The sequence below is a fragment of the Maritalea sp. S77 genome (genome assembly GCF_049801075.1).
Lineage (GTDB): Bacteria > Pseudomonadota > Alphaproteobacteria > Rhizobiales > Devosiaceae > Maritalea.
On sequence record NZ_JBNAGG010000001.1, the window covers coordinates 1,120,514 to 1,132,914 of the forward strand.

At 51.0% G+C, this 12,401-nt stretch carries 11 protein-coding genes; 5 read left to right on the forward strand and 6 right to left on the reverse strand.

Going from position 1 to position 12,401, the window contains the following annotated elements; translation table 11 throughout:
• Window positions 1-256: 256 nt before the first annotated feature.
• Together ACP15Y_RS05385 and ACP15Y_RS05390 are read left to right on the forward strand one after the other, a co-directional pair.
• Window positions 257-1,711 (forward strand): sigma-54-dependent transcriptional regulator, encoded by a 1,455-nt coding sequence (locus ACP15Y_RS05385; RefSeq protein ID WP_424981975.1) that lies wholly within the window; start codon window positions 257-259, stop codon window positions 1,709-1,711.
• 6 nt (window positions 1,712-1,717) lie between these two features.
• Window positions 1,718-2,170 carry a GNAT family N-acetyltransferase gene (locus ACP15Y_RS05390; protein ID WP_424981976.1) on the forward strand — a complete coding sequence of 151 codons (453 nt, stop codon included), beginning with the start codon at window positions 1,718-1,720 and terminating at the stop codon, window positions 2,168-2,170.
• Window positions 2,171-2,174: 4 nt separating this feature from the next.
• Here the strand turns inward: ACP15Y_RS05390 and ACP15Y_RS05395 are convergent, their stop codons facing one another.
• Window positions 2,175-4,025: an ArnT family glycosyltransferase gene (locus tag ACP15Y_RS05395; RefSeq protein ID WP_424981977.1), complete on the reverse strand. Its 1,851-nt coding sequence runs from the start codon at window positions 4,023-4,025 to the stop codon at window positions 2,175-2,177.
• A gap of 1 nt (window position 4,026) precedes the next feature.
• Window positions 4,027-5,160 carry a glycosyltransferase gene (locus tag ACP15Y_RS05400; protein ID WP_424981978.1) on the reverse strand — a complete coding sequence of 378 codons (1,134 nt, stop codon included), beginning with the start codon at window positions 5,158-5,160 and terminating at the stop codon, window positions 4,027-4,029.
• 259 nt (window positions 5,161-5,419) lie between these two features.
• Here ACP15Y_RS05400 and ACP15Y_RS05405 point away from each other — a divergent pair, with 259 nt between their 5' ends.
• Both ACP15Y_RS05405 and groL read left to right on the forward strand, forming a co-directional pair.
• Window positions 5,420-5,710 (forward strand): co-chaperone GroES, encoded by a 291-nt coding sequence (locus ACP15Y_RS05405; RefSeq protein ID WP_236113308.1) that lies wholly within the window; start codon window positions 5,420-5,422, stop codon window positions 5,708-5,710.
• Between the two features lie 55 nt (window positions 5,711-5,765).
• Window positions 5,766-7,412 carry a chaperonin GroEL gene (groL, locus tag ACP15Y_RS05410; RefSeq protein WP_424981979.1) on the forward strand — a complete coding sequence of 549 codons (1,647 nt, stop codon included), beginning with the start codon at window positions 5,766-5,768 and terminating at the stop codon, window positions 7,410-7,412.
• An 80-nt stretch (window positions 7,413-7,492) separates the two neighbouring features.
• Here groL and ACP15Y_RS05415 read toward each other — a convergent pair whose 3' ends face one another.
• Window positions 7,493-9,115 (reverse strand): methyl-accepting chemotaxis protein, encoded by a 1,623-nt coding sequence (locus ACP15Y_RS05415; RefSeq protein WP_424981980.1) that lies wholly within the window; start codon window positions 9,113-9,115, stop codon window positions 7,493-7,495.
• A 111-nt stretch (window positions 9,116-9,226) separates the two neighbouring features.
• Window positions 9,227-10,000, reverse strand: a complete 774-nt coding sequence (locus tag ACP15Y_RS05420) for a TSUP family transporter (RefSeq protein ID WP_424981981.1) — start codon at window positions 9,998-10,000, stop codon at window positions 9,227-9,229.
• 176 nt (window positions 10,001-10,176) lie between these two features.
• Between ACP15Y_RS05420 and ACP15Y_RS05425 the strand changes: the two genes are divergently transcribed.
• Entirely contained in the window at window positions 10,177-10,560 is a 384-nt protein-coding gene (locus ACP15Y_RS05425; protein WP_424981982.1) for a DoxX family protein, read from the forward strand.
• Between the two features lie 18 nt (window positions 10,561-10,578).
• Here the strand turns inward: ACP15Y_RS05425 and hisG are convergent, their stop codons facing one another.
• On the reverse strand, window positions 10,579-11,304 hold the full coding sequence (hisG, locus tag ACP15Y_RS05430; protein ID WP_424981983.1) for an ATP phosphoribosyltransferase: 726 nt from the start codon (window positions 11,302-11,304) through the stop codon (window positions 10,579-10,581).
• Window positions 11,301-12,401 (reverse strand): ATP phosphoribosyltransferase regulatory subunit, encoded by a 1,101-nt coding sequence (locus ACP15Y_RS05435; protein ID WP_424981984.1) that lies wholly within the window; start codon window positions 12,399-12,401, stop codon window positions 11,301-11,303. The genes hisG and ACP15Y_RS05435 overlap by 4 nt, the downstream gene beginning before the upstream one ends.

Here is a 12,401-nt window from a genome sequence, read left to right on the forward strand (position 1 = left end):
TATACCCACACTCAAACACGCAACAGAGATAAAAAACAATATGAGTGCGCGCACGTTAAACTAAATGCCCTTCAATCTAGATTCCCCGATTACCAACATAGCATCGCTTTTTTGTCCGTCAAAGCAATCGCAAACTTGTCGTTTTGCGCTATTTTTACAGTTTTGCATCAAATGCAAACACTTTGTTTACCCTAATTAGGAAAGATGGGGGGAGCAAGAATGCGATATATGACCCAGAATCGGGAGTAACGGCAGAATGCCAAGTTCATGCGGCTCGTCACGGCCACCGCGTCTATTGATTGTCGACCATAGCAATTCAGTTTTGAACGATTGCCAGGATTTTTTGGACAATAAAGGCAATGGGATGCAACTTACCTGCACCCACGTCTCCAGCGGAAAGCAGGGCTTGAGCGCGCTGAAATCTCACGATTTCGACATCATCTTTGTGGACCTCAACAGCATTGACGAACTTGATTCTGATGCTGAAATCGCTCTTTCCAAGATTGCACATTATTCTCAAGGCGCCCTCATCATCGCGCTTTCTGAGGGGGGCTCTGTGACCATGGCCGTTGCGGCCATGCGTGCGGGTGCTCATGATTATTTTGCCAAGCCCGTTACGGCCAAAACTCTGTTTGAACGTTTAGAAGAACTTTCCGCCCGACACGGCAAAAAATATCAATTCTCTCCACCGCCAGAAGAAGGTGACCGTTTGGATTTTGAAGGATTTGTTGGTGCATCCCCCCAAATGCGGGTGATTTACGAGCAAATTGGCCGCATTGCGCCTTCCAACGCACCTGTATTTATCACCGGGGAAAGCGGCACGGGCAAAGAAGTTTGTGCGGAAGCGCTTCATGCGCGGTCCAATCGTTCAGACGGTCGATTTGTGGCCATCAATTGCGGCGCGATCCCTCGCGACCTGATGGAAACGGAGCTCTTCGGCGTGGTGAAAGGTGCCTTTACTGGCGCCATGCAAGATCGCGATGGCGCGGTGGAGCTGGCCAATAGCGGCACCTTGTTCCTCGATGAAATTGGTGAATTAGATTTAAGCTTGCAGGCAAAATTGCTGCGCTTTTTGCAAACTGGCAGCATTAATCGCGTTGGCGAAGCCATGCCACGCAAGGTGGATGTTCGCATTATTTGCGCCACCAACCGCAACCCCATGCAAATGATTACCGAAAAACAATTCCGCGAAGATTTGTTTTATCGCTTGCATGTGTTGCCCATCCATTTGCCACCTTTGCGGCAACGCCCCGCGGATATTATGCCCATCGCTGAAACATTCCTTTCGCGATATTCGGAAGAAGAAGGCAAAGAGTTTATCGGCTTTGATCGGGAAACTGCGGAACAGTTTATGGCACGTGATTGGCCGGGCAATGTGCGGCAGATCCAAAATCTGGTCCGACGCATCGTTGTGATGCATGATGAGCAATTGGTCACCGCCCGCATGGTGCGTTTGGCCGATGTTGAAAGCAAAGCGCATCAGCAAAGTCGCGAAGAGCTACGTGCGGCTCCTATTGCCAATCGTCATGCGCGGGCGCAATCTGCCATTCTTGAACCTCTATGGAAGCAAGAACAGCGCATTATTGAAGAAGCGCTTACACTGTTTGACGGCAATATTTCGCAGGCAGCAGCGGCGCTAGAAATTAGTCCATCCACCATCTATCGCAAGAAAATGTCTTGGGAAAAAATGGAAGCTGGAAACGCGGCCTAGTTTTATATGTCCCCACATTTCGCGCGTCGGCCAGCTCAAATGGCCGACCTTGAAGCCTTGGTCGAGTTGCGTCTTATCGCCATGCGTCCCAGCTTGGAAAAGGTTGGGCGCTTCAAACCAGAACGAGCACGACAGCGCTTTGTTGATGAGTTTGCCCCAGAGCATACGACGATATTGTTGGCCGATGATCAACTGATCGGGTGTTACGCCCTCTTCCCGCGCGAACAAGGTCTATATCTGGCGCATCTATATATTTCACCAGCCCACCAGGGGCGCGGCATCGGCCAAGTAATTGTTCAAGAGCTAAAAGCCAAGGCGGCAGCGGCGGGTGAAGACATTTATCTAACTGCAATCACCGATAGTGATGCTGAGCATTTTTACGTTCGGCATGGTTTTGCGGCGATTGATCGCGATGATATTGAGGTTGAAATGGTTTGGCGCAGTCCGCCAAACGCATAATGCCCTAACTGTGGAACCCGAGTTCAACTTTGATCGATTTGGCAAAAACCGGCTTTCCGTCTTGTGACTGCAATTTCAACGTTACCGTTCTGCGCGGCAACGTGGCTTTCATGCCAGTTGTCATTTGAAATTGGCCATCAACGATATTTGCAGCGCCGATCCGCACATCACCAATATAGGCATCCACCTCCAATGGTGCTGCCAATTCATCAACGCTACCTGTAATACGCACGATTTTGGTGAGCGGTAGCAAAGCCAGTTTGTATTCTCCGGTGGTTGTGGGGCCAAATTCGCGGTCAATGATTAAGCGGTCGCCGCGATAGATACGTACTGGCGCCAGTTCAGCACGGCCCGAGCGCAAGATATCGACTTGGCCAATTTGCGCGAAGCTCTCAAACAGGGGTGAAAAGCTCCTCATAATAGATTCATCGGGCCACACCGACGTCGCGATGTATCCCGTGCCGCCTTCGAGTGTCGTTGGGTCAATATTGAACGCGATATTGCGGGGATCGCTCGAGATGCACAAAAACGGCACTTCTCCGGCGACGCTATTGTCGACATGGCCGCATTCTGTCCAGTGAACGCCAGCCACAAAATTGCCGTCAGCGAATGCGCCTTCCTCACGCAAAAAATCAGACAAAGCAGACCATGGTAACGCATCGCGCGTTGGGTCTATGCCCTGCGCAAAACCCGGCACCACCTGTCGCAACCAGCCATTTGAGGTGTGTGTGACGAGAACGCTCATCAAAGCGAAATTGATGATTGTCGCCAGCAGCAAGAAAACAGACAGCAGGTTTTTATGTCTCGTCCAAGCAGCATCAATCCACATGGCGAGCACCAAAAACAACATCATGTAGCCCGGCGCTTGCCAATGGAAATGAAATTGGGTTTCAGACCAGGCAGCAACTGCTGTGAACAAAAAGATCGGGCCATGGGCCAGCATCACCAAAAAGAACGCTGTGCCTCTGGATTTAGACTGCGGCCAAGTGGCGCCCGGACCTTTGATGATGACCACGATGGCCGCAAACAAAGCCGGTAGCGCGATCCACGGTGTAATATAGATCAGTTGTCCCACCACCATGCGTAGCAATCGCAATGGGCTAAAATCATAACCAAATGCGCGTCCGCCTTGAAAGGTGAATGAGATAAACTCATTTTGCCAGTTCCAGATCAATACGGGCGATGCAATCAGGGCTGCAATCGCCATTGCTACATATGGACCGGGATGCACAATCCACTTGCGCGCGCTTGGCACGATCAGTGCGAAAAGTCCTGTGCCATATAGCAGAAAAACAGCATGATATTTCGACAAGAAGGTCAGGCCGAGCATAAGGCCGACCCAAGCCCAGCTGATCAGTGGTGCTTTGGGCTCTTCGGCGAATATATCCAACAAAAACCAAACGGTGAGCAGCCAAAACAGCATTAGCGGTGCTTCGGGCTGTGCCCAACCGCCAATGGATATTTGGAACAGCAGCGAAATGTTGAATAGTAATGCGGCAATCCAACCGGCGCGGGCGCTCTGTATGCGCCGCCCCATCTGGAAAATGACCCATGTGCTCAGGCTGAACATCAAGATGAACGGCAATCTGAGCAAAACAGGCGCTTCGCCCGGTGTGATCAGATTGGTGAACCAAAGCACCCAAAGAAATAAAGGGGGCTGATCGAAATAGGACAAATGCAATTCGCGCGCAGAAGCCAGATAATAGGCTTCGCCAATGCCGAAGCCGACCATTGCGCCTGCCCAAATACGCCAAAGCGCAGTGAGCGCAATGAGCCAAATAACCAGTTTTGCGTAATTCGCATCATTTTTGGGCCAAGCCATCAAGCGAACTGTGTCGCGTTGCCCCAATTTCATGTCACACCCGCCAAGTGAAGATACGTGTCATGGCATAATTAAACACGATGCTGATGATGATGCCAGCGATGGCCGCCAAATAGAACAAGGAGTTCGCCTCGAACAAGAATGCCGCCACCGAAACATTTGCGATGGCTGGAATAGCGCAAACAGCATAGAAGCTGAGCAGCCCTTTCCAATAGTTTATGCCGCGCAACTGTCGGTCTGCATAGGTGAACATGTTGTTGAGATGGAAGTTAGACGTCATCGCAACGATTGTGGCGAACAATTGTGCGTTGGTGAAATTGAAGTTAAGCCAACTGCTGGCAATCGTGAGCGCCAAAAGGTGCACAAAAACGCCGAAGCCGCCAACTGCTGCGAACAAGAAGAAGCTGGACGGCAGATAGCCTCCAGTCATTTTTGAAAGCGCCAGCCCGAAAAACTGCACGGCAATGAGCGGGCTCATTTTGCTTTCGCCATCATGTCGCGCGCGGAAGGTAAAGCCGACTTCGCCAATATTAAGGGGCACGCCTTTATTGCGCGCGGTGGCGATAATATCGAGTAGGATCTTAAACCCCTCGCTCGATAGGTACGGCGCCACCTGCTCAAACTTTTCCCGCTTGAGCATAAAGAAGCCGGTCATCGGGTCAGTGATTTTAGTACCTGTGACCAGATTGGCGATGGCGTTGGCGACATTCGACCCCCATTCCCGAAAGCGGGAAAGCCCTTCGCCCGCTGAGCGGCCATCGAGAAAACGCGAGGCCAGCACCAGATCTTTGTCCCCCTCAACAAGGGCAAGCATTTGTGTCAATACGGTTTCATCATGCTGATGGTCAGCATCCATAACCGCAACGTAAGGAGCGTTGCTCGCCGACATGCCTTCAACACAAGCAGATGATAGGCCACGACGACCGATGCGTTTGATGCATTTTACCCAAGGCTTTTCTTGACCGATCTCCTTGGCCAATTCAGCGGTTCCGTCAGGGCTATTGTCATCCACAAAAATCACTTCAAATGGCATTTGCTGAAAAACGGCCTCCAGCTTTTCAACCAGCAGCTCAATATTGCCGCGTTCGTTAAACGTCGGCACAACGATGGTTAGGTGCGGCGCGCTCCAGTTTGCACTGGCGGCCAATGTTTGGTCTTGCCCTGACATGAAATCCCAACTACCCTTAGAAAACTCGATGAAGGCTTAGCGCTAGTTTTGCCCAAACGCAATCCTTTGGCCAATGCAAACATAGATTCATCGCTTTAGCTTCCCAAATATCGTTTTTTTATAAAACTTGTTGGGCGAGTTCTTGACTCTCACCTCCCCGGCCACTATCTCCTGTTCGATGCTTTTTAGCACTCACCAAATGAGAGTGCTAATAGCAGCGAAATTATTGTCAATTCATTTGGAAATTGAAGGAGCGAACATGAGCTTCCGTCCACTTCACGACCGCGTAGTCGTTCGTCGTGTCGACTCTGAAGAGAAAACTTCAGGCGGCATCATTATCCCTGATACTGCGAAAGAAAAGCCTTCTGAGGGCGTTGTGGTTGCTGTTGGCCCCGGCGCACGCGACGAAGATGGCAAGCACATCACACCTGATGTGAAGGCTGATGACCGCGTTTTGTTTGGCAAATGGTCAGGCACTGAAGTCAAGATCGATGGCGAAGACCTGTTGATCATGAAAGAAAGCGACATCATGGGCGTAATCGAAGGCTAATTTTTTAGCCTTTTTGATCACCCCCAACATAATGAGTTTCTAAGGAGCAAACATAATGTCTGCTAAGGAAGTAAAATTCGGAACCGAAGCGCGCGACAAGATGCTTAAAGGCGTCAACGTGCTTGCTAACGCGGTTAAAGTGACATTGGGTCCTAAAGGCCGCAATGTTGTGATCGACAAATCTTTCGGCGCGCCACGCATCACTAAAGATGGTGTTTCTGTTGCGAAAGATATCGATCTTGAAGATAAGTTCGAAAATATGGGCGCACAAATGGTGCGTTCTGTAGCGTCAAAAACAAATGACGTTGCTGGTGATGGCACAACAACTGCAACTGTTTTGGCTCAGTCAATCGTTGTTGAAGGCGTGAAGCTTGTTGCAGCTGGCATGAATCCAATGGATTTGAAGCGCGGTATCGACTTGGCTGTTAGCGAAGTTATCGAAAACCTCGCTAAAGCGAAAAAAGACATCTCAACAAGCGCAGAAGTTGCACAAGTTGGCACGATTTCAGCAAACGGTGAGAAATTCATCGGTGAAGAGATTGCCCGTGCAATGGAAAAAGTTGGCAATGAAGGCGTGATCACTGTTGAAGAAGCGAAAACTTCTGAAACTGTTGTTGACGTTGTTGAAGGCATGCAGTTCGACCGTGGCTACCTGTCACCTTACTTCTGCACCAACACTGAGAAAATGGTTGCTGAACTTGAAGATCCTTACATTTTGTTGTTCGACAAGAAATTGTCAAACCTTCAAGCTTTGTTGCCGATCTTGGAATCGGTCGTTCAGTCTTCTCGTCCGCTTTTGATCATCGCTGAAGATGTTGAAGGCGAAGCTTTGGCCACATTGGTTGTGAACCGTTTGCGCGGCGGCTTGAAAGTTGCTGCTGTTAAAGCACCTGGTTTCGGCGATCGTCGTAAAGCCATGTTGGAAGACATTGCTGTGTTGACTGGCGGCCAAGTGATCTCTGACGATCTTGGCTTGAAGCTGGAAAACGTAACTTTGGATATGCTCGGCACTGCAAAGAAAGTCGACATTACTAAAGAAAACACAACAATCGTTGACGGTGCTGGCTCAAACGCAGACATCGAGTCTCGTGTTGGCCAAATCAAAGCTCAAATCGAAGAAACTTCTTCTGATTATGACCGTGAGAAATTGCAAGAGCGCTTGGCGAAACTTGCTGGCGGTGTTGCTGTTATTAAAGTTGGCGGCGCAACAGAAGTTGAAGTTAAAGAGCGTAAAGACCGCGTTGATGATGCGTTGAACGCAACACGCGCTGCGGTTGAAGAAGGCATTGTTGCCGGCGGTGGCGTTGCATTGCTGCGCGCTTCATCAGCTTTGACTGCTAAAGGTGAAAATGCTGATCAAGATGCAGGCATCAAGATCGTTCAGCGTGCGCTTCAAGCTCCTATCCGTCAAATCGCGACAAACTCAGGTGACGAAGCCTCTGTTGTTGTAGGCAAAGTGTTGGAAAACTCTTCAAGCACATATGGCTACAACGCGCAGACATCTGAATATGGCGACATGATCAAGATGGGTATCATTGACCCTGTTAAAGTTGTGCGCACTGCCCTTCAGGATGCCGCATCTGTTTCTTCACTGTTGATCACAACAGAAGCAATGGTTGCTGAGATCCCAGAAGAAAAAGGCGCTGCACCTGCTGCACCTGATATGGGTGGCATGGGCGGTATGGGCGGTATGGGCTTCTAAGCCAGCTATCCAACGCTTTAAAGCATTAGGGGCGATCTTCGGATCGCCCCTTTTTCATGATCAATTCAAAACCGAAAAGCTTAGCCAGCTTTGGACACTTTATGTTCATGCCCGGTGGTGAGTTTGAACACATCCACCATCATATCCAATTCTTGCGAACGGTTTTCCGTTTGCTCGATGGCCGCATTTGTTTGCTCCACTAGGGAAGAATTATGCTGCGTCATCTCATCGATCTGCATAATCGCTGTTGAAATTTCATCAATTGACGAGGATTGCTCTTCGCTTTTTTGAGCGACGGATGCCATCAGCTCATTGTTTTTGCGTGCGGCATCCAACATCGCATTGAGGCTTTCCGCCGCGCGATTAACCAGCTTAGTGCCATCAGTGACTTCGTGGGCCGATTGCTCAATCAATGCTTTGACTTCATTTGAAGCCTCAGCCGCAGACTGGGCCAGTCGCCGAACCTCAACAGCCACCACGGCGAAGCCTTTGCCCGCCTCACCTGCACGCGCTGCCTCGACAGACGCGTTGAGCGCAAGCAAGTTGGTTTGAAAGGCGATATCGTCGATCAGGCCAATAATGTTGGAGATCTTGCTCGACGAGTCGGTGATGCGTTCCATCGCCTGGCTCGCATTGCCCATCACTTCTCCGCCCTCTTCTGCAGTGCGGCGCACATCATCTGCTTGCTGCATCGCCTCTCGCGCTTGCGAGGTATTTTCGGCAACAGCCTGTGACATGCTTTTCACCGTCGCTGTTGTTTCTTGGATCGCTGCGGCTTGACGGTTGCTGCGGTCTGCCAGATCATTGGCGCCCGACAGGATTTCGCCAGTTGCGCTTTTGAGCGCCCGAGATGTGCCTTGAATTTTGCCCACCAAGTCCGAAAGTTGATCGGCCACGCCATTTATATTGCCCTGAAGGCGCGCGAAGGCACCAGAGCGTTGCCCTTCGACCCGATGGGTTAGATCCGCATTGGCCATCGAGAACAACGCGTCGTCCGCCTCTTCCAGGCGGTCGCCCAGTTCAATCATCAATTGATTGGTGCTTTGAATGAGCGCGTTTAGATTGTCATCCTGCACTTCCAAATCGACGCGCTTGTCGAAATCGCCATTCACGGCGGCCGACAATACATCTTGCATTTCGGCATTGACCATTTCAGTTTCACGCCGCGTTTGATGCACGTAAGAACTGATGGCCAGTTCCATGTCGAGCATCAGCACTTTCATCATGTCTGCAACAGTTTGCGCAACAATGTCGGGCTGATTGCCTGAAGACTTGCCGCCAATGCCAAAAGGACCTTTGCGTCCTTTGTCGTCTGCTAGCATGTCCAGCATAACGCCTTTGATGAGGTCTTCAGCGACCAGAGCGTATCCCGCAACATAATGCTTGAGTTCCAAACCAATGGTGGCGTGGACATGGCCGACTTGGCGACCGGCCCGCAAAAACTCTTCATCCCACGCACCATCCGCGATGCGTTCCCAATGAGAAACTTGCCGCGTTCGTGCGCTTTGCTGCAATTCTTCTGACTCAAAAAAGGCTTTGAGTGCAGGTGTCTTTGCGACTTTGCCGTAAAACCGATCGAGCGCGTCTGGTACATGAGATAGAATGTGATCTTTGGCATTTGCCACGCGCTGTGCTGCGTCAGCGCTTAGCTCCATCATCTCACGACGCTCGTCAATCGAAACCTGATCTTGATCCTGAGACACAGGTTTTCCCCTCCATATTTGCATCATAAATGGCCGATTGGATCGGCCCCCCTCTTAACGCAATATGAACCATGTTAATTAACGGCGGATTAAGCGAAAGTTACAACTGAATTAAGTTGCAAATAAATCAATGATTTGCGGCCAGAGCAAACGAACAGCCATCGCGGTTGAAATCACCACAATCATCGGTTTGATCAAGCGTGCACCAAACCGCATGCCTGTGATGGCACCGAGATAGCCACCACCAATTTGCCCGATGATCATGGCACCGCCCACGGCCCACACCACTTCACCTGCATAGATGAAGAAGATCAACGCAGCAGCATTCGATGTGGCATTGAGCACTTTGGTGGAGCCGACGGCGCGGGTGAGCCCGAAACCGAACAAGGTCACAAAGCCAGCCGTGAAGAATGAGCCAGTGCCGGGGCCAAAGATGCCGTCATAAAAGCTAATGGTGAAGCCCATCAATGGCCCAAACAATGCAAAGTTCAGCCGATCTGCGCGTGCCTCATCAGAAAGGCGCGGTGAAAATAAGAAATAAGCCGCGACGCCAATCAACAAGATTGGCACCAGCAACAAAAGAATGTCGGTGTTCAACTGGGTTGCGGAAAAAGCGCCAATGACAGACCCGATAAAGGTGGTCACGATAGCAAAGCCCAACTGGCGGAAGTCTACATAACCTTTGCGCGCATAGGTGGTGGCTGCCACTAATGCGCCCACCACGGATTGCATTTTGTTGGTGGCCAATGCCGCCACGGGCGGCAGGCCCGCAAACAGCAGTGCGGGGAGGCTCAACAGCCCGCCACCACCTGCAATAGCATCCATAAATCCGGCGGCGAAGGCAACGCATGCCATCATCACTAACAGCGTTAATTCATATTCCATGGAAGGTTCCGACTCGAAAAGATGGGGGCATTATGCCGCTCTGTGCACCCTTGGGCCAGACAAGATACACGACAAGACATTGTTTCTATTATTCGAACAAATTGTACAAATTTTAATGTATTGTATAATTTTTACGTCTGATTAATTTGCGGGTCACGTCAAAAACGGAGAATATTATGGACGGGGTAAATAAGGCAACGCCTCTTGTGGCGCGCATCTTGATGTCAGTGATTTTCATCATGGCAGGATTTTCAAAGCTAACTGCTGCTGCAGCAACCGCTGGCTATTTTGAAGCACTGGGCATTCCAATGCCGGGTGTCAGTGTTTATTTGGTCGGCCTTTTTGAGCTTGTTGCTGGCTTGGCTGTTTTGGTTGGCTTTAAGGCTCGCATCGCCGCGCTATTGCTTGCACTGTTTTGCTTGGCCAGTGGCTACATGGCGCACTTCCAACCTGCAGATCAAGCGCAAATGACCAGCTTCATGAAGAACCTGGCCATGGCAGGTGGCTATTTGTACCTCTGGTTGAATGGACCAGGCGCATTTGCCATCGACAAAGACTAATCAAATAATCTTGCGATTTTAGAGGGCTTCGGTGATTGTTTCACCGAGGCCCTTTTCCATTTTGTCGAGAAAGCTCCGCAACAGGTTTAGCTTGTCGCCATCCCAATTGGCATTGCGGGCAACGACTAAATTCGCCTCAGATTTCAAAATCACCCCATCTTTTGGCACTTTGAGCTGATTGGCCGTTAGCGTTGACCCAGAAGATGTGATGTCGACGATCAATTCAGCTGCGCCTGACGCCGGTGCGGCTTCTGTCGCGCCCATGGACTGCACAATGCGATATTCTGCAATGCCGTGCAGCGCAAAATGTTTGCGGGTCAAATTGATGTATTTTGTCGCCACGCGCAGCCATTGGCCATGGCGGTGACGATAGTCTGACGCCACATCAGCCAAATCGCGCATGGCGGTCACATCAACCCAACTCTCTGGCAAGCCCACAACAACGTCTGCACCGCCAAAGCCTAGTGGCTTTGCCAATTCAACCTGCTCAATGCCGCGTTCTGCCGCTTCGTGCACAAGGTCTTCGCCTGTCACGCCCACATCAATATTGCCAGCAATGAGTTCGCGGGCAATTTCGCTGGCAGAGAGGAAGCGCACCGTCACATTCGGCATGGACGCCATTTCGCCAAGATAGGAGCGCGCGCCGCCAGGGCGCTCAATGGACATGCCTAAATTTGCAAAAACTTCGCGGGTGGCTTCTTCCAACCGCCCTTTAGACGGAATGGCCAAAAGTATCGAGCTCATCGTGCGCCTCCCTGCTCCAACCGATCTACCCAGACGGCGCAGCCAATCGCGGTCACAGGTTTCTGCGCGCCTAAACGCTGCAACAGACGGTCATATTGCCCGCCAGACGCCAACACGTCGCCTGTGAGATTTGACGTAAGTTCAAACACATGCCCGGTGTAATAATCGAGCCGCGGCGAAAAGCCTGCATCAAACTCCACCTCAATGTGAGGTGCATCTGCTTTGAGCTTGGTCAGCCGTGCGCTCAGGCGCTCCAATTGCTGATCAAGATTGATGCCGACCTTCTGCGCCAAGGCCGTGATGTGGAACACTTGCTCATGCGCCCGGCCTGTGATTGACAGGAACTCCCGCAAGGTGCGCACTGTGGTGGCGGGCACTGGCGCTTCTGCCAATTGCCGCTTTTCCAAATAGCGCACAGCGATTTCCTCGGCGGTACGCCCGGTATATTGCGACAAGCCTGCCTCATCCATCATTTCGAGGATTTTGGCTTTGGCTGCATCGATATCTTTTGGTAGCTCCGGCTGATCATGTTGATCTTCTGGCGCAAACAAGCGGTCTAGCAACCGCCCCATCGCGGCATCATGGCCAAAACGGTCGCGCACGCGGGGGCGCCACACATCTGGCAATTCAATCTGATCTAGCAATGCTTCAAACAGATCAACCGCCCCTAAGTGCAGGCGCGGCTTTTCTTCGCCATAAAGCGCAGCGGTTTCGATGGCAAAGGCCAGACACTGTTCAAAGGCCTGATCGCCATTTTCCGCAGCCAAAAATTCCAACCCGGCTTGATCAAACTCAGCCGGGCCATTTTCGCGCTGGCGAAAAACTGGCCCCAGATAACCAAAGGATTTTGGTTCGAAGTCTGGATGTTTTTCGATGTAGGCTGCTGCAATTGGCAGGGTAAAATCTGGCCGCAGGCAATAATTGGTGCCATCGGCGCCCGTGGTCAACAACAAGCGCCGACCAATATCTTCACCTGCCAGATCAAAAAACAAATCCGACTTTTGTAAAATGTCCGGCGCGGTCAGGTCAGCCCGTTGCCGGATATTGGCTTCCAGCGCGTCGCGCTTTTGCTGCAATTCTGTTGCGGAGAAAGCCAT